Origin of the sequence: Candidatus Allofournierella excrementavium (assembly GCF_048526665.1) — a bacterium.
In the GTDB taxonomy this organism is placed as follows: domain Bacteria; phylum Bacillota; class Clostridia; order Oscillospirales; family Ruminococcaceae; genus Allofournierella_A; species Allofournierella_A excrementavium.
On record NZ_DBGFPE010000047.1, the window covers coordinates 28,548 to 54,202 of the forward strand.

At 64.5% G+C, this 25,655-nt stretch carries 31 protein-coding genes; 30 read left to right on the forward strand and 1 reads right to left on the reverse strand.

Annotated elements, in window-relative coordinates; all coding sequences use genetic code 11:
• The first annotated feature begins 21 nt into the window (after positions 1-21).
• From ACMI1Q_RS10865 to ACMI1Q_RS10935, 15 genes are all read left to right on the forward strand, one after another.
• Positions 22-621 carry an MBL fold metallo-hydrolase gene (locus ACMI1Q_RS10865; RefSeq protein WP_177522600.1) on the forward strand — a complete coding sequence of 200 codons (600 nt, stop codon included), beginning with the start codon at positions 22-24 and terminating at the stop codon, positions 619-621.
• Positions 622-623: 2 nt separating this feature from the next.
• The gene (gene hemZ / locus ACMI1Q_RS10870) at positions 624-2,069 is read left to right on the forward strand and encodes a coproporphyrinogen dehydrogenase HemZ (RefSeq protein WP_419503769.1); all 1,446 of its coding nucleotides are present in this window, start codon (positions 624-626) and stop codon (positions 2,067-2,069) included.
• A complete protein-coding gene (locus ACMI1Q_RS10875) occupies positions 2,035-2,961 on the forward strand; it encodes a nucleoside kinase (protein ID WP_419503770.1) in 927 nt (308 codons plus the stop codon). Before hemZ ends, ACMI1Q_RS10875 begins: the two co-directional genes overlap by 35 nt.
• Positions 2,962-3,041: 80 nt before the next feature.
• Entirely contained in the window at positions 3,042-3,434 is a 393-nt protein-coding gene (locus tag ACMI1Q_RS10880) for a zinc-ribbon domain-containing protein (protein WP_419503771.1), read from the forward strand.
• 243 nt (positions 3,435-3,677) lie between these two features.
• Positions 3,678-4,484 carry a nucleoside triphosphate pyrophosphohydrolase gene (gene mazG / locus ACMI1Q_RS10885; RefSeq protein WP_419068548.1) on the forward strand — a complete coding sequence of 269 codons (807 nt, stop codon included), beginning with the start codon at positions 3,678-3,680 and terminating at the stop codon, positions 4,482-4,484.
• Between the two features lie 39 nt (positions 4,485-4,523).
• A complete protein-coding gene (locus tag ACMI1Q_RS10890; RefSeq protein ID WP_177522596.1) occupies positions 4,524-4,799 on the forward strand; it encodes an HU family DNA-binding protein in 276 nt (91 codons plus the stop codon).
• 97 nt (positions 4,800-4,896) lie between these two features.
• Positions 4,897-5,142 carry an RNA-binding S4 domain-containing protein gene (locus ACMI1Q_RS10895; RefSeq protein ID WP_177522595.1) on the forward strand — a complete coding sequence of 82 codons (246 nt, stop codon included), beginning with the start codon at positions 4,897-4,899 and terminating at the stop codon, positions 5,140-5,142.
• 120 nt (positions 5,143-5,262) lie between these two features.
• On the forward strand, positions 5,263-5,568 hold the full coding sequence (locus tag ACMI1Q_RS10900; protein WP_177522594.1) for a YabP/YqfC family sporulation protein: 306 nt from the start codon (positions 5,263-5,265) through the stop codon (positions 5,566-5,568).
• Between the two features lie 6 nt (positions 5,569-5,574).
• Entirely contained in the window at positions 5,575-6,072 is a 498-nt protein-coding gene (yabQ, locus tag ACMI1Q_RS10905) for a spore cortex biosynthesis protein YabQ (RefSeq protein ID WP_419503772.1), read from the forward strand.
• 33 nt (positions 6,073-6,105) lie between these two features.
• On the forward strand, positions 6,106-6,405 hold the full coding sequence (locus tag ACMI1Q_RS10910) for an FtsB family cell division protein (RefSeq protein ID WP_177522592.1): 300 nt from the start codon (positions 6,106-6,108) through the stop codon (positions 6,403-6,405).
• A 76-nt stretch (positions 6,406-6,481) separates the two neighbouring features.
• A complete protein-coding gene (locus ACMI1Q_RS10915; RefSeq protein WP_177522591.1) occupies positions 6,482-6,943 on the forward strand; it encodes a S1 RNA-binding domain-containing protein in 462 nt (153 codons plus the stop codon).
• 115 nt (positions 6,944-7,058) lie between these two features.
• A complete protein-coding gene (locus ACMI1Q_RS10920) occupies positions 7,059-8,756 on the forward strand; it encodes an FAD-dependent oxidoreductase (protein WP_419503773.1) in 1,698 nt (565 codons plus the stop codon).
• A 16-nt stretch (positions 8,757-8,772) separates the two neighbouring features.
• Complete coding sequence (locus ACMI1Q_RS10925; RefSeq protein WP_394980167.1) at positions 8,773-9,132, forward strand: cupin domain-containing protein; 360 nt, start codon at positions 8,773-8,775, stop codon at positions 9,130-9,132.
• 209 nt (positions 9,133-9,341) lie between these two features.
• Positions 9,342-9,854, forward strand: a complete 513-nt coding sequence (hpf, locus tag ACMI1Q_RS10930) for a ribosome hibernation-promoting factor, HPF/YfiA family (RefSeq protein WP_330059000.1) — start codon at positions 9,342-9,344, stop codon at positions 9,852-9,854.
• Positions 9,855-10,019: 165 nt separating this feature from the next.
• Positions 10,020-11,129, forward strand: a complete 1,110-nt coding sequence (locus ACMI1Q_RS10935; protein ID WP_419503774.1) for a THUMP domain-containing class I SAM-dependent RNA methyltransferase — start codon at positions 10,020-10,022, stop codon at positions 11,127-11,129.
• A 68-nt stretch (positions 11,130-11,197) separates the two neighbouring features.
• Here ACMI1Q_RS10935 and ACMI1Q_RS10940 read toward each other — a convergent pair whose 3' ends face one another.
• Positions 11,198-12,103: a PLP-dependent cysteine synthase family protein gene (locus ACMI1Q_RS10940; protein WP_419503775.1), complete on the reverse strand. Its 906-nt coding sequence runs from the start codon at positions 12,101-12,103 to the stop codon at positions 11,198-11,200.
• Between the two features lie 219 nt (positions 12,104-12,322).
• Here ACMI1Q_RS10940 and ylxM point away from each other — a divergent pair, with 219 nt between their 5' ends.
• From ylxM to ACMI1Q_RS11015, 15 genes are all read left to right on the forward strand, one after another.
• Entirely contained in the window at positions 12,323-12,688 is a 366-nt protein-coding gene (gene ylxM, locus ACMI1Q_RS10945) for a YlxM family DNA-binding protein (RefSeq protein WP_330059002.1), read from the forward strand.
• A 20-nt stretch (positions 12,689-12,708) separates the two neighbouring features.
• The gene (ffh, locus tag ACMI1Q_RS10950; protein ID WP_177522172.1) at positions 12,709-14,034 is read left to right on the forward strand and encodes a signal recognition particle protein; all 1,326 of its coding nucleotides are present in this window, start codon (positions 12,709-12,711) and stop codon (positions 14,032-14,034) included.
• Positions 14,035-14,153: 119 nt separating this feature from the next.
• Positions 14,154-14,396, forward strand: coding sequence for a 30S ribosomal protein S16 (gene rpsP / locus ACMI1Q_RS10955; protein WP_177522171.1), 243 nt, complete (start codon positions 14,154-14,156; stop codon positions 14,394-14,396).
• A 21-nt stretch (positions 14,397-14,417) separates the two neighbouring features.
• Entirely contained in the window at positions 14,418-14,651 is a 234-nt protein-coding gene (locus tag ACMI1Q_RS10960; protein WP_177522170.1) for a KH domain-containing protein, read from the forward strand.
• A gap of 78 nt (positions 14,652-14,729) precedes the next feature.
• On the forward strand, positions 14,730-15,260 hold the full coding sequence (gene rimM, locus ACMI1Q_RS10965; RefSeq protein WP_330059003.1) for a ribosome maturation factor RimM: 531 nt from the start codon (positions 14,730-14,732) through the stop codon (positions 15,258-15,260).
• On the forward strand, positions 15,257-15,979 hold the full coding sequence (trmD, locus tag ACMI1Q_RS10970; RefSeq protein ID WP_417025592.1) for a tRNA (guanosine(37)-N1)-methyltransferase TrmD: 723 nt from the start codon (positions 15,257-15,259) through the stop codon (positions 15,977-15,979). Before rimM ends, trmD begins: the two co-directional genes overlap by 4 nt.
• 216 nt (positions 15,980-16,195) lie before the next feature.
• A complete protein-coding gene (locus tag ACMI1Q_RS10975) occupies positions 16,196-16,459 on the forward strand; it encodes an HPr family phosphocarrier protein (protein ID WP_177522168.1) in 264 nt (87 codons plus the stop codon).
• A gap of 122 nt (positions 16,460-16,581) precedes the next feature.
• Complete coding sequence (gene uvrC / locus ACMI1Q_RS10980; RefSeq protein ID WP_419503776.1) at positions 16,582-18,447, forward strand: excinuclease ABC subunit UvrC; 1,866 nt, start codon at positions 16,582-16,584, stop codon at positions 18,445-18,447.
• A gap of 48 nt (positions 18,448-18,495) precedes the next feature.
• A complete protein-coding gene (gene rsmD, locus ACMI1Q_RS10985) occupies positions 18,496-19,044 on the forward strand; it encodes a 16S rRNA (guanine(966)-N(2))-methyltransferase RsmD (RefSeq protein WP_419503777.1) in 549 nt (182 codons plus the stop codon).
• The gene (locus tag ACMI1Q_RS10990; protein WP_394962660.1) at positions 19,041-19,499 is read left to right on the forward strand and encodes an ATPase; all 459 of its coding nucleotides are present in this window, start codon (positions 19,041-19,043) and stop codon (positions 19,497-19,499) included. Before rsmD ends, ACMI1Q_RS10990 begins: the two co-directional genes overlap by 4 nt.
• A gap of 248 nt (positions 19,500-19,747) precedes the next feature.
• Complete coding sequence (gene mraZ, locus ACMI1Q_RS10995) at positions 19,748-20,161, forward strand: division/cell wall cluster transcriptional repressor MraZ (RefSeq protein ID WP_330059020.1); 414 nt, start codon at positions 19,748-19,750, stop codon at positions 20,159-20,161.
• A gap of 33 nt (positions 20,162-20,194) precedes the next feature.
• A complete protein-coding gene (rsmH, locus tag ACMI1Q_RS11000; RefSeq protein ID WP_417025589.1) occupies positions 20,195-21,118 on the forward strand; it encodes a 16S rRNA (cytosine(1402)-N(4))-methyltransferase RsmH in 924 nt (307 codons plus the stop codon).
• A gap of 51 nt (positions 21,119-21,169) precedes the next feature.
• Positions 21,170-21,637 (forward strand): cell division protein FtsL, encoded by a 468-nt coding sequence (locus ACMI1Q_RS11005; RefSeq protein WP_419503778.1) that lies wholly within the window; start codon positions 21,170-21,172, stop codon positions 21,635-21,637.
• A 97-nt stretch (positions 21,638-21,734) separates the two neighbouring features.
• Complete coding sequence (locus tag ACMI1Q_RS11010; RefSeq protein ID WP_419503779.1) at positions 21,735-24,083, forward strand: penicillin-binding transpeptidase domain-containing protein; 2,349 nt, start codon at positions 21,735-21,737, stop codon at positions 24,081-24,083.
• 93 nt (positions 24,084-24,176) lie between these two features.
• Positions 24,177-25,565, forward strand: coding sequence for a UDP-N-acetylmuramoyl-tripeptide--D-alanyl-D-alanine ligase (locus tag ACMI1Q_RS11015; protein WP_419503780.1), 1,389 nt, complete (start codon positions 24,177-24,179; stop codon positions 25,563-25,565).
• Positions 25,566-25,655: the final 90 nt, after the last annotated feature.

Below are 25,655 nucleotides of genomic sequence, written 5' to 3' on the forward strand. Positions count from 1 at the left end.
ACGTCAAAAAAGGAGCCACCCATGAAAGTATTCCATCTCAACGGCCCCGCCCCCCTGGAGACCAACAGCTTCGTGCTGGTGGGGGAAGGGAACAAGGCCGTGGTCATCGACCCCGCGCCTTCCCTTGCCGCCTTTGACAAGCTGCTGGAAGGGGAGGGGGCCTCGCTGGAGGCCATCCTGCTCACCCACGGCCACTACGACCACATGACCGGCCTGCCCGCGCTGCAAAAGCGGTGGAGCTGCCCGGTCTATCTCGACCCGGCGGACGCGCGCGGCACCCAGCTGATGCCCGCCGGCCCCGGCACCCTGGGCTACACCGACGGCGAAACGCTCAGCCTTGCGGGCCTTTCCATCACCACCTGGCACACCCCCGGCCACAGCCGGGGCAGCTGGGTGCTCTATTGCGAGGGTCTGCTCTTCACCGGCGACACCCTCTTTGCCGGCGACGTGGGCCGCACCGACCTTGCCGGCGGCAGCTGGCAGGAGATGTGCCAGAGCCTTGCGAAGCTGCGGGCGCTGCCCCTGCCGGACGACACCCAGGTGCTGCCCGGCCACGGCCCCTTCTCCACCCTGGGGGAGGAAAAGGCCTCCAACCCCTATCTCAACGTCAAGGAGAACTGACAATGAACATCTGTGTCCGGGGCCTCGCCTCGGTCTATGAGCCGGAGAACGTGGCCCGGCTCTTTTTCGCAAACGCCCGGCTGGTGCGCCGCCTGCCTCAGAAGGAGGACGCGGTGCTGGCCCGAGCGGGCCGCCGCCTCGCGGCCGGCGTGCGCCTTTCGGGCAAGTGCACCGTGCTGTACGCCCCCGCGCCCGCCGACGAAAAACAGGCGGAGTACGAGCTGGCCAGCCTTGTGTATGAACTTCTCAAACAGGTCACCGGCATCCGTCCGCCCTGGGGCAAGCTCACCGGCGTGCGCCCGGTGCGCATCATCCACGACCGCCGCGCCGCCGGCCTCTCCGAAGAGGACATCCACCGCCTCTTCGTGGAAAAATACGACTGCACCGAGGAAAAATTCCGGCTGGCAAAGTCCATCGCCGACCTGCAAAAGCCCATCCTGGCGGCCCGCGGTCCGCGGGATTACAGCCTCTACATCGGCATCCCCTTCTGCCCCTCCCGGTGCAGCTATTGCAGCTTCGTGTCCCTCTCCACCCAGCGGGAGGGCAAGCTGATGGACCCCTATCTGGACGCCCTTTGCAACGAAGTGCGGGCCATGCGGGACCAGGCGGAACGCTGCGGCCTCGTCCTCAAGACCATCTACATCGGCGGCGGCACCCCCACGGCCCTCTCGCCCGACGGCCTGCGCAAGCTTATGGGCACCGTGGCCGAGTGCTTCGACCTTTCAGGGCTGGAAGAGTATACCGTGGAGGCGGGCCGCCCCGACTGCACCGACGCGGAAAAGCTGGCGGTGCTGAAAGAGTACGGCGCCACCCGCATCTCCATCAACCCCCAGACCTTCAGCGACGAGGTGCTGGCCCGCATCGGCCGCAAGCACTCGGCGGCGGACATCCTGCGCTGCTTTGAGGAAGCCCGGGCCGCAGGACACGACAACATCAACATGGACCTCATCGCCGGCCTGCCCGGCGACACGGTGGAAGGCTTTGAAAAGAGCCTTTCCACCGCCATCGCCCTTTCCCCGGAAAATATCACCGTCCACACCCTCACCCTGAAGCGCGCCTCCAATCTGGTCATCGGCAGCGCCGCCGCCGACTACGGCGACGTGGCCGCCATGCTGGAAAAGTGCAGCGCGCTGAGCGAGGCGGGCTACCGGCCCTATTACCTCTACCGCCAGAAAGGCACCCTGCAGAACCTGGAAAACACCGGCTGGTGCAAACCGGGCAAAGAGGGGTACTATAATATCTATATCATGGAGGAAGTGCACTCCATCCTGTCGGCGGGCGCGGGCGGCTCCACCAAGCTGGTGCAGCCCGGCGGCGACCGCATCCAGCGCATCTTCAACTACAAGTATCCCGCCGAATACATCAACGGATTTGACACCATCCTCCAGCGCAAGGAAGGAGTGAGCGAATTCTATGCCCGCTATCTGGATCCCCAAACGTCTCGTTGAGATAAGCCTCATCAACACCGCGGCCGAGAGCGCCGCGAGCTTCGTGCGCCACTGCGAAATGGAGTACGAGGGCCGCATCCATGCGGCGGCCAGCGAGGTGCTGGCCAGCGGCAGCCCCATCGTCATGCTCACCGGGCCCTCCGCCTCCGGCAAGACCACCACAGCCAACAAGATGGCGGCGGCGCTGCGGGGGCGGGGCTGCCCTTCCCAGGTGGTCAGCCTGGACAATTTTTATAAAAATCTGGACGAATACCCCCGCCTGCCGGACGGCAGCAAGGACTATGAGAACGTCACCGCCCTGGACATGAAGGAGATACACCGGTGCCTGAAGGACATCCTGGCCACCGGCGAGACCCTTCTGCCGGAGTTCGACTTCGTCACCGAGACCCGCAAGGAGAAAAAGATCCCCCTGTCAGTGCCCGGCGGGGTGTGCATCATCGAGGGCATCCATGCCCTGAACCCGGAACTCACTGCGCCGCTGCCCGCCGGCAGCGCCTACAAAATTTACGCCGGCCTGCGGGAGGAATACAGCCACCGGGGCCAGCGGGTGCTGCCCACGAGGGACATCCGCCTTGCCCGCCGCATGATGCGGGACTGCAAGTTCCGCGGCCACAGCATCGAAAAGACCCTGGGCATGTGGGGCGGCGTGTGCGCCGGCGAGGACAAGTTCATCAAGGTGTTCAAGCCCGAGGCGGACCTCTTGATGGACACCTCCTTCAGCTACGAAATTTGCCTGCTGGCGCCCTTTGTGGCCTCGCTGGCGGGCAGCCTGCCCCCGGAGCATCCTTTGTGCGAGACGCTGAACAGCCTTGCCGGGCGCTTTGCGCTGGTGGATGCGCTGGACGAGAGCCTCGTTCCCGAGAACTCCATGCTGCGGGAGTTTTTGGGCTGAACGGTTGCGCCGCAGACGGCGGCGCAGTATAATGAACACAGAAACATCCGGCGTCTGCCGGCAGAAAGAGGTGCACTGCAATGAACGTGAACATCGACATCGATCGCATTCTGGAGGCCGGCGCCAAAGCCGTGGACACTGCCAAGAAGACCGCCACCGACCTGGCCCGCGAGGGCAAGCGCCAGACCGATCTGCTGGCGCTGCAGGGCAAGAAGGCCAAGGCCGAGCGCCAGCTGGGCGCGCTGGTCTACAGTCTGGCCAAAAACGGCGAGGAGAACCGCCCCCTGGTGGAAAAATACATCGCCGCCATCGGCGCGCTGGACGACAAGATCCACGAGCTGAAAAACCAGTCTGCCGCCGTGGGCGAAGCGCCCATCGACGTGCCCGAGACCCCCACCAAGACCTGCCCCCAGTGCGGTTGCGAGGTGGAAGAGGATGCCCTGTTTTGTTCTGGGTGCGGGGCACAGCTTTAAGCTTGGGCAAAAGGGCAGCGGCAGCGCGGTGGTGTTCACCGTGAGCCGCGGCGAAAAACAGCAATAAAACAAAAAAATGAACGGCGGATGGGTGATTGCACACATTCCGCCGTTCTATTTGCATCGAATTTTGTTCAGAAGTATGAAAACCGCCCGGATGGGGCAAAAATAGGGGCAAAGGGGCTTGAAAAGCCATTTTGCGTGGAGTAAAATTAGAAAGCGATTAAGGAGGTGAGCCGTTTGGTGGACTTTGAGCAAAAAGAGCACTATACCGCCCAGGACCTGGTGCGCATCGTGTCTCTTCTGCGCGACCCCGTGAACGGCTGCCCCTGGGATAAGGAACAGACCCACCAGTCCATCCGCTCGAACTTCATCGAGGAGACCTACGAGGCGCTGGAGGCCATCGACCTCGGCGACGCTCACCTCCTGGAAGAAGAGCTGGGGGACGTGCTTTTGCAGGTGGCGCTCCACTGTCAGATGGAGGCCGAAAAAGGCGTTTTTGACTTCGATTCCGTGTGCGACGGCATCTGCAAAAAGCTCATCTACCGCCATCCCCACGTCTTCGGCGACACGGTGGCCGAGACCACCGGCGAGGTGCTCTCCAACTGGGAGGCGCTGAAAAACGCCGAGAAGGCGCGCACCACCGCCAAGAGTCGGCTGGAGAGCGTGCCCGCGGCCTTTCCCGCGCTGATGCGGGCGGCCAAGGTGCAAAAGCGCGCCGGGGCCTACGGCTTTGCCTACCCGGACGCCGCCGCCGCGTTGGCCGATCTGGAAAGCGAGCTGGCCGAACTGAAAGAGGCCATGGCCTCGGGCGAGGGCGTTGAATGGGAACTGGGCGATGTGCTCTTTGCCGCCGCCAACCTGGGCCGCATGCTCGGACAGGACAGCGAGCAGGCCCTGAGCCGGGCCACCACCCGGTTCCAGAACCGGGTCATCTCCTGCGAGGAGCAGGCCGCCGCCGAGGGCAAAGCCCTGGAGGAAGTCTCTCCCGCCGACCTTGACCGCTATTGGAAGGCGGCCAAGGAGACCGAACAGACATCAAAGGGCTGATCCCTTTGTGCTGGCATAAATTTTTGGAGGTAAAACATCATGACCAAAGTTGAACTGATCGCGGCTGTCGCTGAGGCTGCCGAGCTGACCAAGAAGGACGCCGAGAAGGCTGTCAACGCCACTGTGGAAGTCATCACCAAGGCCCTGGCCGACGGCGATAAGGTCTCTCTGGTTGGCTTCGGCACCTTCGAGACCCACAAGCGCGCCGCCCGCACCGGCATCAACCCCCGCACCAAGGAGACCATCCAGATCGCCGCTACCACCGCTCCCGCTTTCAAGGCCGGCAAGGCCCTGAAGGACGCGGTGTCCAAGTAATCACAGCGGACCCGATCCTCAACGGCTCTGCCGCCGCGCCGCGGGGCAGGGCCGTTTTCTCGTTCGCCGGGCGCCCGGCGGGAAAGGAGCGAGCTTTATGCGCATCGACAAATACCTGAAGGTCAGCCGCCTCATCAAGCGGCGCACCGTGGCCAACGAGGTGGCCGACGCGGGCCGTATCCTGGTGAACGGCAAGCCCGCCAAGGCAAGCTACGCCGTCAAGGAAGGGGACGTCATCGAGATCACCTTCGGCAACAAGCCGGTCAAGGTGCGGGTGCTGTCCACCCTCGCCCCCGCCGGCAAGGACGTGGCCCGGGAGATGTACGAAGTCATCGAAGGATGACTTTGCTTTGTTGAGAATGACCGCCCCGAAGGCGCCGCCTTCGGGGCGGTTTTTCTGTGCCGCCGGTCATAACCGCCCGCCGCCCCGGCATATACATTGGCGAAAAGGCAGGTGCAGATCATGCAGGAAAAAAAGACCCCCGCCGCCCGGCCCGCTGAAAGTCCGGCGGCAAAGCTGCCCCATCACCTCATCGTGGAGGACCGCAGCGCCCTCACCGCCACCGGCGTGACGCGGGTGGTGAGCTGCGACGAGACCGGCGCCACCCTCGAGACCCAGCAGGGCACCCTGCTGGTGGGGGGCGAGGGCCTGTCGGTGAGCGAACTGTCCATCCAGACGGGCGAGGTGAAAATATTCGGGCGCATCGAGTCCATGCAGTACACCGAACCCGCGCCGGCGGGCGGCCTGTGGCGCCGCCTGCTGCGCTGAAGGCCCATGGTGGCCCTCGCCGCCCCGCCCTACGTCCTGGCGGATACATTGTGCTGCCTGGGGCTGGGCTTTTTTCTGGCGGCGTGCTACGACCTTGCCCGCTTCTTTCTTGGCGGCAGCCGCCCGGTGTGTTTTGTGCTGGACCTTGCCGCCGCCCTTGCCGCCGCGGTGCTGGCCTGCAGCTTTGCCGCCTCCCGCAGCTACAGCGGCGTGGTGCGCTGGTACATGGCCGCGGGCCTTGCTTTGGGTCTGGCGGGGTATTTTTTTGTGCTTGCGCCGGGGTGCGCAGCGGCCCAGCGGCTGGTAAAATGGACCATCGCCCGGCCCTTTGTGCTGCTGTGGCTGCTGGCGATGCGGCCCCTCGCGCGCCTTTGCGGGCGCGCGGCGCGCGCAGCGGGGAACAAATTGAGTGTCGCTGCCAAAAAACGCCGCAAAAAACAGTTGAAAAATAAAGCGCGTGTGTTGTATAATTCAGATAACCCACTGGTAACTCCACGGGAGTAATGCGCTCATTTTTCGGCGAAGGAGGCCGGCAGCATGGAAAAGAAGCAAAAGCGTGCGCCGCTTCTGCCCCGTTTTTTTCTGCGGGCGGGCCTCGTGCTGATCGGCGGCTATCTGGTGGCGGGCCTTGTGTTCAACCAGGTGGACATCGCCGCCAAGCAGAAGGAGCTGCAGGACCTGGAGAACCAGCTGGAACAGCAGCGCCAGCAGAACGACGAGCTGGAGCGGGTGCTGGAATCCGGCAGCGACCAGGAGATCATCGAGCGGGTCGCGCGGGACAAACTGGGCTATGCCAAGCCCAACGAGCGGGTGTTCATCGACGTCACCGGCCAGTAAAACACGGCACAAAGGCCGCGGCACACCGCCGCGTTGCGGGCCTTTTGCAGAATAAACATAAAGGGGTTATATCGCGTTGCAGTTAGAGGTAGGGGCCATTCTGGAAGGAAAGATCACCGGCGTCAAGAAGTTCGGCGCCTTTGTTGCACTGCCCGGCGGAAAGACCGGCATGGTGCACATCTCCGAGGTGTCCAACAGTTTTATCGAGGACCTGTCCACCGTGCTCAGTGAGGGGCAGGAGGTCAAGGTCAAGGTGCTCAACATCGCGGAGGACGGCAAGATCGCCCTCTCCATCAAGCGCACCCTGCCCCCCGAGCCGCGCCAGAACCGGGGCGGCCCTCACGGCGGGCAGCGCGGCGGCCAGCGCGGCCGCTCCGATGCGCCCCGGGTCTGGCAGCCCAAGGCTGCCGCGCCTCAGGGCGAGATGAGCTTTGAGGACATGATGGCCAAGTTCAAGAGCCAGAGCGAGGAGAAGATCTCCGACCTCAAGCGGGTCACCGAGAACCGCCGCGGAGGCGGCTATTCCCGCCGGCGCTGAGCATCGGCCCACGGAAAAACAAGGCAAAAGGGCGGACTGTCGGCAGCGGCAGTCCGCTTTTGTTTACCACAGAAAAAAACGGCGGCCCTGCCGCCGGAGAAAGGAAGTTGAAGCGATGAAAGTGATCGTGGTGGGCGGCGTGGCCGCAGGCGCCAGCGCGGCGGCACGGCTGCGCCGGCTGGACGAAAAAGCCGAGATCATCATCTTTGAACAGGGCGAGCACGTCTCCTTCTCCAACTGCGGCCTGCCCTATCATCTGGGCGGCACCATCCCTGACGCGGACGACCTGGTGCTGATGACGCCCCGCGCCTTCAAGGCGCGCCACAACATCGAGGTGCGGGTGAACAGCCGGGTCACGGCCATCGACCGCAAGGCCAAAACCGTGACGGTGCAGCCCAAAGAGGGCCCCGCTTATACCGAACGCTACGACAAGCTCATCCTCGCCCCCGGCGCCGCGCCCATCGTGCCCGGCTCCATCCCGGGGATGCGCAGCCCCCATGTGTTCACCCTGCGCAACGTCACCGACGTGAAGGCCATCAAGGCCTACATCGACGAACAGGGCGTGACCCGCGCGGCGGTGGTGGGCGGCGGCTTCATCGGCGTGGAGGTGGCGGAAAACCTTGCCTGCGCCGGCCTGCTGGTCACGCTGGTGGAGGGCGCGGACCAGGTGCTGGCCCCCTTCGACTACGACATGGCCCAGATACTGCACAAGGAACTGATGGACAACGGCGTGCAGGTGGAACTGAACAGCCTGCTCGCCGCCGTGCACCCGGACCGCATCACCGTCACCCGGGACGGCGAAGCCTTTGACCTGCCCGCCCAGATGGTGGTGCTGGCCATCGGCGTTTCGCCGGAGACCGCCCTCGCCAAAGACGCGGGCCTTGCCATCGGCGAGACCCGGGGCATCAAGGTGGACGCCAACTGGCGCACCGAGGACGAGGACGTCTACGCCGTGGGCGACGCGGTGGAAAGCTTCGACCGGCTGGCCCGGCGGCCCGGGCGGCTGGCCCTGGCGGGCCCGGCCCAGCGGCAGGCCCGCGCGGCGGCGGACCACATCTGCGGCCGCCCGGCGGATACCCGGGGTTTCATCGGCTCGGCCTGCGTGCGGGTGTTCGACCAGAACGCCGCCGCCACCGGCCTTTCCGAAAAGGCGGCCTATAAGGCGGGCATCCCCTGCCGGTCGGTGCTGCTCTATCCCACCGACAAAGTCGGCCTCATGCCCGACGCGGCCTGGATGGCCTTCAAGCTGGTGTTCGAGACCCCCACCGGCCGCATCCTGGGCGCCCAGGCCATCGGCCGGGGCGACGCGGTGCGCCGCATCGACGTCATCGCCACCCTCATCTCCATGAACGGCACCCTGGCGGACCTGAAGGAGCTGGAACTGTGTTACTCGCCGGTCTACGGCACCGCCAAGGACGTGGTGAATCTGGCGGCGCTGGTGGGCCTGAACGTGCTGGAAGGCCGGGTGAAGCAGGTGCCGGTCACCGCCGTGCGCCGCCTGGTGGAGCAGGGGGCCTGCATCATCGACGTGCGGGAGGAGCGGGAGTTCAATGCCGGCCACCTCAAGGGCGCGGTGAACATCCCCCTGTCCCGCTTCCGGGAGCGGATGAACGAGGTGCCCAAAGACGTGCCGGTCTACCTCCACTGCCGCACCAGCCAGCGCAGCTACTACGCCCTGTGCGAGCTGCTGGACAACGGCTACACCAACGTTTACAACATCAGCGGCTCCTTCCTGGGCATCTGCCTCTATGAGTATTTCAACGACCGCACCCTGGGCCGGGAGCCCATCGTCACGGCCTACAATTTCAATTGAAACGAGGGAAAACACAATGAAAATTCTCTGCAAAGACCAGCTGGAAGAAGTGCGCCCCAAGATGGCAGGGGGCGAAGGGGAGTGCACCGTGCACCACATCCTGCCCGCCGACTGCGCCTACGGCTCCGGGCGGCTGTTCGCCGTGAACACCCTTCAGCCCGGCAGCTCCATCGGCTACCACAAGCACCAGGGCGAGTATGAAGTCTACTACATCCTGGAGGGCGTGGGCCATGTGGTGGAGGACGGCGAAGAGTACGATCTGGCCGCCGGCGACATGATGCAGTGCCGGGACGGCTCCTCCCATTCCATCGAGAACCGCTCGGACAAGCCCCTGCGCTTTCTGGCGCTCATCATCAACGTGCGCGACCCGGCCTGAATCATTCGATGACCGCCCGCCGCCCTTTTCAGGGCGGCGGGTTTTGTGCATTTTCACACACCTTTGCCACAAAAACTTTACAGACTGTACACGCCTTTTCTCTGGTGTTTTTTGTGCAATATTGCTATAATAATAGTATCAAAGAGGCGGAGGCTGTGCAAAGGGCAAAGACCCGGCGGCAGTCATACGCCAAAAGGAGGCATAGGTTTATGAAGGTCACATGCACTGGTCGCAGAGTTTCCCTGAAACCCTCGTTCATCGAGAAAGCGGAGAAGCGCCTGGCAAAGCTGGATAAGTTCTTCCCCGAGGAGACCCAGGCGCAGGTCACGGTCACGGTGGAAAAGAGCCGCCAGACGGTGGAGATCACCGTCTATGACAACGGCATCACCGTGCGGGCCGAAAAGACCGCCGACCAGATGGAAGCCGCGCTGGAGGATGCGGCGGACCTGCTGACCCGCCGCCTGGTGAAGAACCGCAAGCGCCTGAGCACCAAGATGACCCGCGCCGCGGAGTGGCCCGCCGACCCCGAGCCGGAGGAGACCTTCGAGGTCATCCGCGAAAAGCGCTTCGCCGTCAAGCCCTGCACCACCGACGAGGCCATCCTGCAGATGAATCTGCTGGGCCACAACTTCTTCATGTACCGCAGCATGGAGAACGACCAGATCCAGGTGGTCTACCGCCGTGCCGATGGCGGCTACGGCGTGCTCATCCCCCTGAACTGACCCACCAAAGCCGCCCCGGGCCTGTCCCGGGGCGGCTTTTTTTGCCGGGCGGCGGCAAAATCATCTTGCGCGCCGGGGCGGGGGATGCTATGATAATATCCCGGCGAGACCGCCGAACACCGACCCGCCGTTTCGGGGCGGGCCGCAGAAAAAGGAGCTGCCTTTATGAAATTTGAACTGATCGCGCCCTGCTACTTCGGCACCGAGAGCACCGCCGCCTTTGAGGTGCGGCGGCTGGGGGCGGAGAACGTGCAGGTCACCGACGGGCGCATCGCCTTCTCGGGGGACGAGAGCATGATCGCCGCCGCCAATCTCAACCTGCGCTGCGCCGAGCGGGTGCTCATCCTGCTCAAGCGCTTTCCCGCAAACACCTTTGACGAACTGTTCGACGGGGTGTTCTCCGTGCCCTGGGAGGAGCTGCTGCCCGCCGACGCCGCCTTCCCGGTGAAAGGGTCCAGCCTGTCCAGCACCCTGTCCAGCGTGCCCGCCTGCCAGAGCATCGTGAAAAAAGCGGTGGTGGAGCGGCTGAAAAAGGGCCACAAGACCCTCTTCCTGCCCGAGACCGGCGTGCAGTATAAAATCCGTTTTTCCATCCGCAAGAACCAGGCGGAGCTGATGCTGGACACCAGCGGCGACGGCCTGCACAAGCGGGGCTACCGGCGCAACGCCACCGGCGCGCCCATCAAGGAGACGCTGGCCGCCGCCATCGCCGACCTGGGCCGCGTGCGGCGGGACACGCTGGTGGCCGACCCCTTCTGCGGCAGCGGCACCCTGGTCATCGAGGCCGCCCAGAAGGCGATGAATATCGCCCCCGGCCTGCGCCGCCGCTTTGCCGCCGAGCAGTACAGCTTCTGCCCGCCCGCCGTCTGGGCCGCCCAGCGGGAGAAGGCCCTTTCGGAAATTCGCAAGGACGCCGCCTTCGAGGGCTGCGGCTTTGACATCGACCCCGCCGCCGTGGAGCTGGTGGCCCACAACGCAAAGCTGGCCGGCGTGGGCGAGCGCTGCCGGTTCGCCGTGGCCGACGTGGCGGACTTTGCCCCCGTCCCGGAGCAGACGGTGCTCACCAACCCTCCTTACGGCGAACGGCTGGGGGACCTTTCCGAGGCCGCCCGTCTGGCGGGCACGCTGGGCGCGCGCCTTGCCGCGAACCCGGTGAAGGGCGCTTACGTCATCACCGCCGACGCCGACTTTGAAAAGCACTTCGGCAAAAAGGCGGCCCGCCGCCGCAAGCTCTACAACGGCATGATCCCCTGCCAGGTGTACATGTATTATTGACGCGCCGCCCCGCAGGCGGAAAAACGCAAAAAAGGACCGCCGCCCCGGCCGGGGCGGCGGTCCTTTCCTCATTCATACAGCTGCCTGCCGCTGAACACGCACAGGGCGCTTTTGGCCTTGCCCTGTTCCAGCAGCATGCGTGCGGCAAAGAGGGCCGCCCCTGCGCTGGGCGCGGCGGGGATGGCGTCGGTGCGCAGCACGTCCCGGGCGGCCCGCAGCGCCTCGCCGGTGGCCACCGCCACCACCCGGTCCACGATGTAGGGGTTGTAGTTCTGGGGCACAAAGCCGGCCCCGAGCCCCGGGATGCCGTGGCGGCCGATGAACCCGCCGCCGATGGCCTGGCTTTCATAGGGCTCCACCGCCACCATGCGGATGTGGTTGGTCCAGGCCTTCACATGCTCGCCCACGCCGGTCACTGTGCCGCCGCTGCCCACCCCCGCCACGATGGTGTCGATGTCCTCGCCGCCGTGGGTGGCCTTCAGGATGGCCGGGCCGGTGATGCGCCGGTGGTATTCCGGGTTGTCGTCGTTGTTGAAGTAGTCCAGGTAATAGCCGCCCTTTTCCTCGGCGGTGCTCAGGGCCTTTTCCCGGGCGGCCTTCCGGCGGGACATGCCCTCCGGACACAGCACCAGCTGGGCCCCCAGCCGCTGCAGCAGCTTCTGCCGCTCGCCCGGCAGGGTGGGGGAGACCACCAGATACACCGGGTGGCCGCTGCGCCTCGCCGCGATGCACAGCGCCGCCGCAAAGGTGCCGCCGCTGGCCTCCACTACCGGCTGGCCCTTCTTCAGGTCGCCCCGCTGGGCCGCCAGCGCCAGCATGCCTTCCGCAAGGCCGTCCTTGGCGCTGCCGGTGGGGCCGGCAAAGTCCAGATAGGCAAAAATGCGCCCCGGCACCTCAAAGCGGGCGGTGTAGCCGGTGAGCTCCACCACCGGGCAGGCGTAGAGGTACTGGTAGTAGTTCTTGAACACTGCCACGGCCCGCCGCCCCCTTTTGCCATAAATTACTTTTATTATAGCAAATGCGACCCTTCCGTCAATGCGCCGCCCCCCTTCGCGGCCCAGCTTTCTGCACTTTTTCACAAAATGCGGCCCTTCTTTTTGTTCAATGCCTCTTGACAGGCGGCGGTTGTTTTGCTATAATGTGGACTGTAAAGCAAAAGCCTTTACAAACCTCGCGAAAGGATGGGCTGCCCCGTGGCAAAGAACCTGGAGATCTCTTTTCTGCTGGATTTTTACGGCGACGTGCTCACCGAGCGCCAGCGCGAGGTGATGGAGCAGTACTACAACGACGATCTGTCGCTGGCCGAGATCGCCGATAACTTCGGCATCACCCGCCAGGGCGTGCGGGACTCCATCAAGCGCGGCGAGGGCATCATCCTCGACCTGGAGCAGAAGGTGGGCTTCGCGGCCCGCTACCGGGCGGTGCAGCAGGGCGTGGCCCAGCTGGAAAGCCTGGCCCGCTCCATCCGATTTGCCAACTCCAACTCCTACTCGCCCAACGCGGAGATCGAGCGGGACGTGGACCAGATGCTGGAGGAGATCCGGCGCATCACCGACTGAGAAGGGGGTCTTGAAACACAATGGCATTTGAATCCCTTTCCCAGCGCCTGGGCGGCGTGTTCAAGCGCCTGCGGGGCAAAGGCAAGCTCACCGAGGCGGACATCAAGGCCGCCATGCGCGAAGTGCGCATGGCCCTGCTGGAAGCCGACGTCAACTACACGGTGGCCAAAAGCTTCATCGCCCAGGTCACCGAGCGGGCCATGGGCCAGGAGGTCATGGAAAGCCTCACCCCCGCCCAGCAGGTCATCAAGATCGTCAACGAGGAGCTCACCACCCTCATGGGCGGCGAAGAGGCCGCCCGCATCCACATCAAGTCCAAGCCTCCCACGGTCATCATGCTCTGCGGTTTGCAGGGCAACGGCAAGACCACCCACGCCGCAAAGCTGGGCAAGTGGTTTTTGAAGGCCGGGCACCGGCCTCTGCTGGTGGCCTGCGACGTTTACCGCCCCGCGGCCATCGATCAGCTGCAGGTGGTGGGCAAGCAGGCGGGCGTGCCGGTGTTCACAATGGGCACCGAAAAGCCCGAGGTCATCGCCAAGGCGGCGGTGGCCCACGCCAAGGACTACGGCAACGACATCGTCATTCTGGATACCGCCGGCCGTCTGCATGTGGACGAAGCCCTGATGGCAGAGCTGGGCCGCATCCGCGAGGCGGTGACGGTGGACGAAGTTCTGCTGGTGGTGGACGCCATGGCCGGCCAGGACGCGGTGAACGTGGCCAAGGCCTTCAACGAGGCGGTTGCCGTGGACGGCATCATCCTCACCAAGACCGACGGCGACACCCGCGGCGGCGCGGCCCTCAGCGTGAAGGCGGTCACCGGCAAGCCCATCAAGTTCCAGGGCACCGGCGAAAAGCTGGACGACCTGGAGGTCTTCCACCCCGCCCGCATGGCCAGCCGCATCCTGGGCATGGGCGACGTGCTCACCCTCATCGAGAAAGCCCAGGAGACCCAGGACCAGAAAAAGGCCGCCGAGACCGCCAAGCGCATGATGGACAGCAAGTTCGACATGAACGACATGCTGGACCAGCTTGCCCAGATGAAAAAGATGGGCGGCGTTTCCGCCATGCTCTCCATGCTGCCGGGCGGCGCAAAGGTCAACCCCGACGACGTGGACGAAAAAGCCTTCGTCCGGGTGGAGGCCATCATCCTCAGCATGACCCCCGCCGAGCGTGCAAAACCCGCCATCATCAACCCCAAGCGCAAGCGGCGCATCGCCGCCGGCAGCGGCACCTCTGTGGAGGAGGTCAACCGCCTGCTGCGCCAGTTCGAGGCCATGCAGAAGCTGATGAAGCAGGTCAAGAAGAACCCCCGCGCCTTTGGCCGGCGCATGAACATGGGCTTCTAAAAAAAGCCCTTCCAATCTTGATAAAACCTCTGGGGCCCAGCGGGCGTTTGCCCGGGGCCGGGGTTTTATAGAATAAACGCCCAGCCAATGGGCCCCAATTTTAACAGGAGGTGACAGGAATGGCTGTCAAAATCAGACTGCGCCGCATGGGCGCCAAGAAGGCTCCGTTCTATCGTGTTGTGGTGGCGGATAGCCGCTTCCCCCGCGATGGCCGCTTTATCGAGGAGATCGGTTACTACGATCCCACCAAAGAGCCCTCTGTGATCAACATCGACGCCGAGAAGGCCAAGAAGTGGATCGCCAACGGCGCTCAGCCCACCGACACGGTGCGCGTTCTGCTGAAGAAGTCCGAGATTCTGTAACAGGCAATGGAGGACGTCAAAATGCAGGAGTTGCTGCTTGCTGTGGCCCGGGGACTGGTGGATGAGCCCGACGCGGTGACCGTCACCGTGGACGATCCCCGTGAGGACGGCACCATCGTCTACCACCTGAGCGTGGCCGAAGGCGACATGGGCCGTGTGATCGGCAAACAGGGGCGTATTGCAAAGGCGATCCGCGTTGTGATGCGCGCCGCCGCCGTCCGCAAGGGGCAGAAGGTCCTGGTCGAGATCGACTGACCTTTTGCCGCCCAGGCACAAGACCGACAGGGCCCTTTGTCTCAAAGGGCCCTGTTCCCATTTCAAGGGGGTATCCTCATGCAAGAATATCTCGAAGCCTGCAAGGCGGTCACCACCCACGGCATCGCCGGCGAGGTGAAGGTGGAGCTCTGGTGCGACAGCGCCGCCTTTCTGTCGGGCTTTTCCCGCCTTTACCGCGGGCCCCAGGGGCAAAACCCCATCGGCCTTGTGAAGGTGCGGCCCCACAAGAACATGGCCCTGCTCACGCTGGAAGGGGTGCACGACCCCGAGACCGCCCGCGAGCTGGTGGGCACCGTGTTCTACATCGCCCGCGCCGAGGCGAAACTGCCCAAGGGGCATTACTTCAAGGCGGACCTGCTGGGCCTGCCGGTGGTGGACGCCGCCAGCGGCCGCGTCTACGGCACCATCACCTCCGTCACCCATCCCGCCGCCCAGGACATCTACACCGTGCGGGACGAAAACGGCGCCGAGACCCTGTTCCCGGCGGTGAAGCCCTTTTTGAAGCAGGTGGACCTGGAAAACGGCCGCGTGCTGGTGGAGCCCATCCCCGGCATGTTCACCGAGGCCGAGAACGGAGACCGCCCATGAGCATGCGCATCGACATCGCCACCCTCTTCCCGGACATGTGCCAGCAGGTGCTGGACGAGAGCATCCTGGGCCGGGCGGCCCGCAAGGGCCTCATCGAGACCCACTGCCACCAGATCCGGGACTACACCCTCAACCGCCAGAAGCAGGTGGACGACTACCCCTACGGCGGCGGCTGCGGCATGGTGATGAACGCCCAGCCCATCTACGACTGCTGCCAGGCCATTCTGGCCCAGTTCGAGGAGCAGGGCCGCCCCCGGCCGCATATCGTGTTCATGACCGCCGCCGGCCAGCCCTACACCGAGCAGGTGGCCAAGGAGTTGGCCGCCGAGGACGGCCTCATCCTGGTCTGCGGCCACTATGAGGGCATGGACGAGCGGGTCATCGAGGAACTGGCCGACCGGGAAATCTCCATCGGCGACTATGTGCTCACCGGCGGCGAGCTGGCCGCCCTTGTGGTGGCGGACAGCGTGCTGCGCCTGCAGCCGGGCGTTCTGGCCGAGCCCCAGGGCTATCAGGAAGAGAGCCACTGGAACGGCCTGCTGGAATATCCACAGTACACCCGCCCCGAAGAATGGCGGGGCCGCAAGGTGCCCGAGGTGCTGCTCAGCGGCCACCACGGCAACATCGACGCATGGCGCGCGAAGATGAGCCTGGAGCGCACGAAACAGCGCCGTCCGGATTTGTACGAAAAGCTGCCCGATGCGCTCAAAAAAGTTTAAAATGGGAATCGATACCATTTAAGTTTAAAACTTTTGGAACAAACCCATCATATTGTTGAAAACTAAATGGAGGAAATGCACAAAGAAACGTTTCCAGTATTTTCGGCTTTTGCCAAACTGACAAAATTTCCCGAACGCTATCGACAACCGCCAATGAATGGGATATTATAATATCAAACCCGTTCAAAATTCTTTTTGAGTAGGAGTGTATGAACCATGTTTGTGAAAGAAGTTACCGTTGAGAATCAGGTTGGCCTGCATGCCCGTCCGGCTACTTTCTTCATCCAGAAGGCCAACGAATACAAGTCCTCCATCTGGGTCGAGAAGGAGGAGCGCCGCGTCAACGCGAAGAGCCTGCTGGGCGTTCTGAGCCTGGGCATCGTGGGCGGCACCACCATCCGCATCATTGCCGACGGCGCCGACGAGCAGGACGCTGTGGAAGGCCTGATCGCGCTGGTCAACTCCGGTTTTGCCGAGTAATTTCTTTTTTCATTCATAAACAAAAAGGGCGGAGCATTCCGCCCTTTTTCCTTTCCCGGCGCGCCTTGTAATGGGGGCGGCGGCGGGATATAATAAGGCCGGACGAAAGGGGGCGCACCGCCGTGACCAAGGCCGAACTGTACGAAAAAGCAAAAATGCTGCCGCTGCTGCCGGGGGTCTATATCATCCGGGACAAGCGGGACGAGATCATCTACATCGGCAAGGCCAAGCGGCTGCGCACCCGTGTCAGTCAGTACTTCCGGGAGGGCGTGCCCCACGACGCAAAGGTCACCCAGATGATCGAGCACGCCTTCACCTTTGACGTCATCGTCTGCCAGAGCGAGTTCGAGGCCCTGGTGCTGGAGGCCAGCCAGATCAAGGCCCACACCCCGAAATACAACATCCTTTTGAAGGACGACAAGGGCTACAGCTACGTCAAGATAACCAGAGGTGACTACCCCCGCATCTCGGCGGCGCTGCAGAAGGACGACGACGAAGCCGACTACATCGGCCCCTTCACCAGCAGCTTCGCGGTGCGCCAGATGGTGGAAACGGCCCAGGATTCCTTCCTGCTGCCCCGCTGCAACCGCCGCTTCCCCGAGGACATCGGCAAGGGCCGCCCCTGCCTCAACGCCCACATCGGCAAGTGCATGGCGCTGTGCAGCGGCAAGATCAGCAAAGAGGTCTATAACGAGGCGGTGAAGGGGGCCGTCCAGCTCATCCGCCACGGCAAAAGGGACATCCTCACCACCATGCGCCGCCGGATGGAAGAGGCCGCCGAACGGCTGGACTTCGAGCAGGCCGCCCTTCTGCGGGACCAGATCGCCGCGGTGGAAAAGGTCGCCGCCGGCCAGAAGGTGGTGGTGGACGAGACGGTGGAAATGGACGTGATGTCCTTCGCGGCCAGCGGCGCCAGCAGCTGCGCCGCCATCCTGCGCTACCGGAAAGGCCGCCTGGCGGACAAGCGGGAGTTCGTCTTCAGGGGCAGCACCGACCTGGAGGCCCTGCGGGAGGAATTTCTGCCCCGCTACTACCTCTACGGCGGCGAAATTCCCCGCCGCATCGCGGTGGACGCGCTGCCCGAGGCCGCCGAGGCCCTGGAGCGGCTGCTGAGCGAGACGCGGGGCGCAAAGGTGCAGCTCTATGTGCCCCAGCGGGGGGATGTGGCCCGGCTGGTGACCATGGCCTACACCAACGCCGTGGAGCGCCTCGCCCGGGAGAGCGGCCGCACCGACCGGGGCCAGCGCCTGCTGGACGAGACCGCCGCCCTGCTGGGCCTTGCAAAGCCGCCCCACGTCATCGAGAGCTACGACATTTCCAACTGGGGCGATGGCACCAGCGTCTGCGGTATGGTGGTGTTCCAGGACGGAAAACCCCTGAGAAGCGGCTACCGGCGCTTCAAAATGCGCACGGTCCTGGGCACCGACGACTTTGCCAGCATGGCCGAGGCCCTCTCCCGGCGGGCCGGCGAGTATGAGAAGGGGACGGCGGGCCAGTTCGGCGTGCTGCCGGACCTCATCCTGCTGGACGGCGGCAAGGGTCAGGTGAGCGCGGTGAAAGCCGCCCTGGCGGGCACGGCCCTGGCGGCGGTGTCCCTCTTCGGCATGGTCAAGGACGATCATCACCGCACCCGGGCCATCGTCACCGCCGACGGCGGCGAGATCGCCGTCAGCATGCACCGGGGCGTGTTCACCTTCCTCGCCAACATCCAGGAGGAGGTGCACCGCTTCTCCATCGAGTACCAGCGGGCCAGCCAGAAGAAAAAGTCCTACGCCTCCAGCCTCACCGCCATCCCCGGCGTGGGCCCCGCCACCGCCAAGGCGCTGCTGGCCCAGTTCAAAACGGTGGGCGCGGTGCGTGAAGCATCCGTGGAGGAACTGGAGCAGGCCAAGGGCGTGGGCAGCGCCGCCGCCCGGCGCATCTTCGACTGGTTCCACGGCGGGCCCGCCCTTGACAAAGACCCCGGAACGGGGGATAATGAACCATAAACTCAGCGCGGCCCAAAAGGGCCGCGGGCAGAAAGGCAGGAATGAAACATGCGCGTGATCGCCGGAGACGCCCGGGGCACAAAACTGGAAACACTGCCCGGCGAGGAGGTCACCCGGCCCACCATCGACCGGGTGAAGGAGGCCATGTTCAGCGCCCTGCAGTTCAGCCTGCCTGGCGCGCGGGTACTGGACCTGTTCGCGGGCAGCGGCCAGCTGGGCATCGAGGCTATCAGCCGGGGCGCGGCCAGCTGCGTTTTTCTGGATCGTGACCGCCGCACGGTGGACATCGTGACCAAAAACTGCAAGGCGGCGGGCGTGTTCGACCGGTGCCGTGTGGCCCAGGGCGAGGCGGAAGGCTTCCTCGCCGCCACCAAGGACACCTTCCACATCGTGCTGCTGGACCCGCCCTATCACCACGGCACGCTGGCGGCCATCCTGCCGGCGGTGGCCAATGTCACCGCCCCCGGCGGCACCGTGCTCTGTGAGAGCGAGCTTGCCGCCGACCTGCCGGACGAGTGCGGCGGCCTTCACAAGAAAAAACAATACCGGTACGGCAAGGTGCTGGTGACCCGTTACGAAAAGGAGCGAGCGGAATGAACATCGACGAGTTGCTGAACATGATGGAAGAAATGCTGGAAGAGGCCACCGGCCTGCCCTTCGCGGGGGGCAAACGGGTGGTGGACGCCGACCGCCTGCAGGACATCATCGACGAGGTGCGCCTCAACCTGCCCACCGAGGTGCGTCAGGCCAAGGCCATCGTGAACGACCGGGCCGAGATCGTGGCCGATGCAAAGCGGGAGGCCGAGGCCATCGTGAAGAAGGCCGAGGACCGCGCCCGGGTGCTGGTCAGCGAGCAGGAAGTGGTCAAGGCCGCCCAGCAGCGCGCCGCCGAGATCGTCTCCTCCGCCCAGACCCAGGCCCGCACCATGCGCACCACCGTCACCGACTACTGCGAGAACATGCTGCGCACCACCGAGGAGCAGCTGGCCCGCAGCGCCGCCGAGGTCAAGACCGTGCGCGCCAACCTGCGCCAGAGCGCCAAGAACGGCTGATTTTCCGCCGTTTTCCTTTCAATATCGCCCATCGGGCCGTGAACTTTGGTTCACGGCCCTTTTTTTGTGCCATTCGCCAAAAGCACGTCAAAAAATCCGTCAGCCATGCCCCGGATTTCTACATCCCGTATCTTGAATTTCACAGGTCCATCCCGTATAATTGAAATAAAAGTGGGTAATAGTGGGTCAAAGTGGGGAGACCGGCTGTTTCCCGCATCTTTTCAGCAAAGGGGGCGGTCAGGGTGCTGATGGGCGAATACAACTACACCATCGACGACAAGGGCCGCCTGAACTTCCCCGCCAAGTTCCGCGAAAAGATGGGCGCCGCCTTCGTGGTCACCCGCTGGCTGGACGACTGCCTTGTGGCCTTCCCCGAAACGGAGTGGCAGCGCATCACCGACATCCTGCGCTCCAAGAGCATGGTCAAAACGCGGGATATTCAGCGCTTCCTCTTCGCGGCGGCCCAGGAGGTCACGCCGGACAAGCAGGGCCGCATCCTGCTGGAGCCGGTGCTGCGCAGCCACGCGGGGCTGCAAAAGGAGGTCACGGTCATCGGCGTGGGCAGCTACGCCGAGATCTGGGACACCGCGGCCTGGCAGAAAAAGCAGGCCAGCCTCTCCGGGGCCGACATCGAAGCGGCCATGGAGGAATTGGATTTTTAAACGACACGACCCGCAGGAAAGGGGGAGGACAAGGTGGAATTCAGTCATGTGCCGGTGCTTTTGAACGAGTGCCTGGAGGGCCTTGCCATCGACCCCGCGGGAACTTACCTTGACGGCACGGCCGGCGGCGGCGGGCACTCCAGTGAAATCGCCCGGCGCTTGACCACCGGGCGTCTCATCAGCCTGGACCAGGACCCGGATGCGGTGGCAGCCGCCACCGAGAGACTTAAGGGCCTGCCCGCCACGGTGGTGAGAACGAATTTCCGCTATGCCCGCCGCGCGCTGGCCGACCTTGGGGTGAGCGCCATCAACGGCGCGCTGCTGGACCTGGGCGTTTCCTCCCATCAGCTGGACGACGGCGAGCGGGGCTTTTCCTACCGGCAGGACGCGCCGCTGGACATGCGCATGAGCCAGTCCGGCCCCACCGCCGCGGACCTGGTGAACAGCGCCGGCCGCGAGGAACTGGCCCGCATCCTGCGGGAGTACGGCGAGGAGCCCTACGCCTGGGCCATCGCCGGGCGCATCGTCCGCCAGCGGGAGCAAAAGCCCTTCGCCACCACCCTGGAACTGGCCGACGCCATCGCCTCGGCGCTGCCCCCGGCGGTGCGCCGCAAGGACAAGAACCCCTCCCGCCGCAGCTTCCAGGCCATCCGCATCGCCGTGAACGGCGAGATGGACGCCCTCAGCGAGGGGCTGGACGAAATTTTCGACCTGTTGGCCCCCGGCGGCCGCTTCGCCATCATCACCTTCCACTCGCTGGAAGACCGGCTGGTGAAGAACCGCTTCCGCCAATGGGCCACCGCCTGCACCTGCCCGCCGGAATACCCGGTGTGCGTGTGCGGCGGCAAGGCAAAGGCAAAGCTCATCACCCGCAAGCCCATCGAGGCCGCGCCCGACGAGCTGGAGTCGAACCGCCGCAGCCGCTCGGCAAAGCTGCGGGTCATCGAAAAACTGTAAAGACCGCAGGCAGGGCCGCCGCCCTTCCTGCATGGAAAGGAGGTGGCCGCCGTGGCGCAGCCCGCATACGATCTTGAACTGTTTGAAAACCGCGCCCAGCGGCCCCGCGCAAAGGTCCGGGCCGTCCGGGGCAGAAAAAAGGCCTCCCGCCTCAACCTGCAGACCGTGAAAACGGTGGCGGTGGCGGTGGTGATGGCCGCCCTGGTGGTGGGCTTCCTCTACAGCCAGGCCACCATCACCGAGCTCACGGTGGACATCCAGAACGTCCAGAGCGATCTGGTGAACGAGCAGAGCACCTACAACTACCTGTCCGGCGTGCTGGATTCCAAGACCAGCCTGCGGAACGTGGAGCAGATCGCCGCCGGCGAGCTGGGCCTTGTGAAGGCGGACCGCAGCCAGGTGACCTACTTCTCACTGGAAAGCGAGAGCGTGATCAACCGGCCCGAGACCGCCGCCCAGAAGATCACCGAATTTTTGAGCACCGGCCTGCTCAGCCTGATGGAGTACCTGAACCCGTGAGCCAGCCCCAGCGTTTTGCCCACAGCGGGCGGCGGGGGAGGGCTCACGAGTTTGCATTTATACGCTGGGGCGAGGGCCCCGAGAGGGAAGCAAGAGGATGAACAAAAACACAAACGAGCCCTCCAATGGGGTGAACCGTTCGCTGAAAGTGCGCAGCTATGTGCTGCTGGGGCTGTTTTTGGTGGTGGGTTGCGGCGTGCTGATCTGGCGGCTCTACACCTGGCAGATCGTGCGCCATGACGAGATGCTGAACGCCGCCGCCAGCCAGCAGATGAAGGATATGACCATCACCCCCCAGCGGGGCCAGATCTACGACGCCACCGGCAAGGTGCTGGCCAAGAGCAGCATCGTGTGGACCATCACCGCCGACCCCAGCCAGATCAAAGCGCCCAGCCTCACAGAAGAAGAACTGGACGCCATGGGCGGCGCCGAGTCGGACGAGTCCAAGGCGCAGCGCCGGGCCGACCGGGTGCAGAGCATCAGCGAGGACCTGGCCGAGATCCTGAGCATGGACGCCCAGGAAATTTACGACAAGCTCATCGACTCCTCCAAGCAGTATGTGCTGCTGGCAAAGCAGGTGGACAAGCCTGTGGCAGATGAAATTTCCCAGTACGCCAGCGACAACAAGCTCAGCCTCATCGTCTCTCAGGACACCAAGCGGGAATACCCCTTCGGGGCCTTCGCCGCCAGCGTGCTGGGCTTCATGCACGCCGACGGATACGGTTTCTACGGCCTGGAACAATACTACGAGGACGTGCTGGCCGGCACGCCGGGGCGGCTGGTGAGCCAGCGCACCCCCACCGGCGGCGAGGTGGCCAACGACGACCGGGTGCTCTATGAGGCCAAGGACGGCGATAATCTCATCCTCACCCTGGACACCGAGATCCAGGCCATCGCCGAAAAATACCTGGAAAACTCGGTCAAGGTGAACAACGTTTCCGAGCGGGGCGTGGTCATCGTGATGGACGTGAACACCGGCGCCATCCTGGCCATGGCCACCAAGCCGGACTTTGACCCCAACGACCCTTTGACCATCTACGACCCCGAGCGGGCCGCCCTGCTGGAAGGGCTGGACGGTGAGGAGTACACCAAGGTGCAGGGCGAGGAGCGCCAGCGCCAGTGGAAGAACAAGACCATCACCGACCTCTACACCCCCGGCTCGGTGTTCAAGCTCATCACCACCAGCGCCCTGCTGGATTCCGGCGCTGGCACCGTGAATTCCAGTTTTAACTGCGTCGCCGGCGGTTACACCGTGCTGCCCGGCACAAAGCCTTATCAGTGTGCCGACAATGGCTACGGCGTTCTCGGCGTCCATGGCTGGCAGACCCCCGCCGACGTTCTGGCCAACAGCTGCAACCAGGCCACCATCCAGGAAGCCCTGCTCATGGGCAAAGAGGTCTTTTCTGACTACTACACCGCCTTCGGTTTCACCGAGACCACCGGGATCGACCTGCCGGCAGAGCAGTACCCCTATGAGGGCATTTCCTACTACCCGGAGGAGGATATGTCGCTCATCGACCTGGCTTCCTCCAGCTTCGGCCAGGCTCAGAAGGTCACCCCCATCCAGATGGCCACCGCCGCCTGCGCGGTGGTGAACGGTGGGTATCTGGTGCAGCCCCATATCGTGAGCAAGATCGTGGACAACGACGGCAACGTGGTGGAGGAATTCGAGCCTTCCGCCAAGCGCCAGGTCATCAGCGAGGAGACCAGCGCCGCTCTGCGGGTGATGATGGAGGGCGTGGTGGACAACGGCGCCGACGGCGCCGCGGGCCGCAACGCCTATGTGGCGGGCTACCACATCGGCGGCAAGTCCGGCACCAGTGAAAAGCTGGACCGCCCCAAGGCCGACGACCCCACCAACTACGAGAAGGTCTCCAGCTTCGTGGGCGTGGTGCCCATCGACGACCCGGAAATTTTGGTGCTGGCCTTTGTGGACGAGCCCCACGCTGAAACGGAGTTCGGCTCCATGCTGAGCGCCCCGCTGGTGGGCAACATCATCAGCGAGGTGGCCCCCTACCTGGGCATTGAGACCGACCCCAGCCTGCTGCCCACCGGCAATGTCACGGTGCCCAACCTGGTCAGCCCCGCGAACCCCAGCTACCAGCAGTGGGATATGGCCCAGGTGGAACTGAACAAGAAGGGCTTTGCCCACCGCAGAGTGGGCACCGGTGAACTGGTGCTGGCCCAGAGCCCCGCGGCGGGCGAAAAGGTGCCGGCGGGCTCCACCGTCTACCTCTTCACCGACAGCGCCGACATCCCCACCGTCACCGTGCCCAGCGTGGTGGGCAAGAGCGCCGCGCTGGCCAAGCAGATCTTGAGCGCGGCGGGCCTGAACGCCTCGCTCAGCGCCGAGGAGGGCACCGTCACCGCCCAGAGCGTGGCCGAGAACACCGAGGCCAAGATGGGCTCGGTGATAGAGCTCACCGTCAGCGGCGCCGAGGGCTGAGAGCCTGTACACATGCGCGGCCCGGTGGCCGCATACAGTAGTAAAAAAGGACAAGAAGGGCGCCCCGACGCCCTGCAAGGGAGGTCTTTCACCATGTATCCCATCCCACTGAATCAGCTTCTGGCAGGCCTTGCCCCGGCGGGCAGCCTGGGCGGCGAGCCCGTCACCGCCGTGGTCACCGACAGCCGCAAGGTCGTCCCGGGCTGTGTGTTCGTCTGCTTTCCCGGCCAGCGGGTGGACGGCCATGACTACGCCGCCGCCGCCATCGAGGGCGGTGCGCTCTGCGTGGTGGCGAACCACCCGGTGGAGGGCGTCCCGGCGGACAAACTGGTGCTCGCGCCCAGCAGCCACAAGGCTATGGTGCGCATGGGGGCCAACTACCGCATGCTCTTTGCGCCCAAAATGATCGGCGTCACCGGCAGCGTGGGCAAGACCACCACCAAGGAATTCTGCTACGCGGTGCTCTCCGCCTTTGGCGAGACCATCAAGACCGAGGGCAACCAGAACAACGAGATCGGCATGCCCAACACCCTCTTCCGCCTGGAGCCCGCCACCCGGTACGCCGTGGTGGAGATGGGCATGAGCGCGCTGGGCGAGATCGAGCGCCTCAGCCGGGCGGCCCGGCCCTCGGCGGGGCTCATCACCTGCATCGGCGTGTCCCACATGGAGAGCCTGGGCAGCCGGGAGAACATCCTGAAAGCCAAGCTGGAGATTTGCGCCGGCCTGCCGGACGGCGCGCCCCTGGCCCTGAACGCCGACGACGAATACCTGTGCAAGGCAAAGGACCAGGGCCTCATCCCCGGCCGCCTTGCCCCCGTCTGGTACGGCGTCGAGGCCCCCTGGGCGGATGTGCGGGCCGAAGCCATCGAGAGCGGCCCCGAAGGCGAGCGCTTCACCCTGGTGGACGGCGGCGAGCGCTTCGCGGTGCGCATCCCCGCCATGGGGCGGCACAACGTCTACAACGCGCTGGCGGCCTACGCCGCCGCCAGCCGCCTGGGCCTGGACAAGGCGAAATGCGCCGCGGCGCTTTCCAACTACGAAGCCACCGGCATGCGCCAGCATGTGGTGAAAAAGGCGGGCCTCACCGTGGTGGAGGACTGCTACAACGCCAGCCCGGACAGCATGAAGGCCAGCCTTGCCATGTTCAGCGCCTTCGACGCAGGTTCCGGCAAAAAATACGCCCTGCTGGGGGATATGCTGGAGCTTGGCTCCATCTCCGAAGAAGCCCACCGGCAGGTGGGCCGCTGGGCCGCCGAAGCGCACCTTGCGGGGCTGGTGGCCCTCGGGCCCGAGAGCTGCGCCATGGCCGGGGAGGCCGAAAAGGCGGGCCTTGCGGCGGTGCACTGCGACACTCCCGCGGCGGCACTCGCGGCCCTCAAAGGGCTTTTGAAGCCCGGCGACGCGCTGCTGGCCAAGGCCAGCCGGGGCATGAAGCTGGAAAATATCCTGAAAGCCCTTTACGGCGAGGAAACTTTGCAATAAAATAAGACGGGTATCTTTCCGGCGGCCTTTTTGCGCCGCGGCATCACGCCGGGCCCCAAAGCCCGGCAAAACGTGAGAGGGAGTTTTTAA

Bases quoted from the DNA above. Each gene is read 5' to 3' on its own strand.
- ACMI1Q_RS10900 (WP_177522594.1), top strand. From the start codon at position 5,263: ATGCAGGAAAAAAAGACCCCCGCCGCCCGGCCCGCTGAAAGTCCGGCG.
- ACMI1Q_RS10890 (WP_177522596.1), top strand. From the start codon at position 4,524: ATGACCAAAGTTGAACTGATCGCGGCTGTCGCTGAGGCTGCCGAGCTG.
- rsmD (WP_419503777.1), top strand. From the start codon at position 18,496: ATGCGCGTGATCGCCGGAGACGCCCGGGGCACAAAACTGGAAACACTG.
- ACMI1Q_RS10910 (WP_177522592.1), top strand. From the start codon at position 6,106: ATGGAAAAGAAGCAAAAGCGTGCGCCGCTTCTGCCCCGTTTTTTTCTG.
- hpf (WP_330059000.1), top strand. From the start codon at position 9,342: ATGAAGGTCACATGCACTGGTCGCAGAGTTTCCCTGAAACCCTCGTTC.
- ffh (WP_177522172.1), top strand. From the start codon at position 12,709: ATGGCATTTGAATCCCTTTCCCAGCGCCTGGGCGGCGTGTTCAAGCGC.
- hemZ (WP_419503769.1), top strand. From the start codon at position 624: ATGAACATCTGTGTCCGGGGCCTCGCCTCGGTCTATGAGCCGGAGAAC.
- ACMI1Q_RS10865 (WP_177522600.1), top strand. From the start codon at position 22: ATGAAAGTATTCCATCTCAACGGCCCCGCCCCCCTGGAGACCAACAGC.
- ACMI1Q_RS10975 (WP_177522168.1), top strand. From the start codon at position 16,196: ATGTTTGTGAAAGAAGTTACCGTTGAGAATCAGGTTGGCCTGCATGCC.
- ACMI1Q_RS10925 (WP_394980167.1), top strand. From the start codon at position 8,773: ATGAAAATTCTCTGCAAAGACCAGCTGGAAGAAGTGCGCCCCAAGATG.
- ACMI1Q_RS10990 (WP_394962660.1), top strand. From the start codon at position 19,041: ATGAACATCGACGAGTTGCTGAACATGATGGAAGAAATGCTGGAAGAG.
- rimM (WP_330059003.1), top strand. From the start codon at position 14,730: ATGCAAGAATATCTCGAAGCCTGCAAGGCGGTCACCACCCACGGCATC.
- rpsP (WP_177522171.1), top strand. From the start codon at position 14,154: ATGGCTGTCAAAATCAGACTGCGCCGCATGGGCGCCAAGAAGGCTCCG.
- ACMI1Q_RS10880 (WP_419503771.1), top strand. From the start codon at position 3,042: ATGAACGTGAACATCGACATCGATCGCATTCTGGAGGCCGGCGCCAAA.
- yabQ (WP_419503772.1), top strand. From the start codon at position 5,575: ATGGTGGCCCTCGCCGCCCCGCCCTACGTCCTGGCGGATACATTGTGC.
- ACMI1Q_RS11015 (WP_419503780.1), top strand. From the start codon at position 24,177: ATGTATCCCATCCCACTGAATCAGCTTCTGGCAGGCCTTGCCCCGGCG.
- ACMI1Q_RS11010 (WP_419503779.1), top strand. From the start codon at position 21,735: ATGAACAAAAACACAAACGAGCCCTCCAATGGGGTGAACCGTTCGCTG.
- ACMI1Q_RS10895 (WP_177522595.1), top strand. From the start codon at position 4,897: ATGCGCATCGACAAATACCTGAAGGTCAGCCGCCTCATCAAGCGGCGC.
- ACMI1Q_RS10875 (WP_419503770.1), top strand. From the start codon at position 2,035: ATGCCCGCTATCTGGATCCCCAAACGTCTCGTTGAGATAAGCCTCATC.
- ACMI1Q_RS10960 (WP_177522170.1), top strand. From the start codon at position 14,418: ATGCAGGAGTTGCTGCTTGCTGTGGCCCGGGGACTGGTGGATGAGCCC.
- mraZ (WP_330059020.1), top strand. From the start codon at position 19,748: ATGGGCGAATACAACTACACCATCGACGACAAGGGCCGCCTGAACTTC.
- ACMI1Q_RS10920 (WP_419503773.1), top strand. From the start codon at position 7,059: ATGAAAGTGATCGTGGTGGGCGGCGTGGCCGCAGGCGCCAGCGCGGCG.
- trmD (WP_417025592.1), top strand. From the start codon at position 15,257: ATGAGCATGCGCATCGACATCGCCACCCTCTTCCCGGACATGTGCCAG.
- ACMI1Q_RS10935 (WP_419503774.1), top strand. From the start codon at position 10,020: ATGAAATTTGAACTGATCGCGCCCTGCTACTTCGGCACCGAGAGCACC.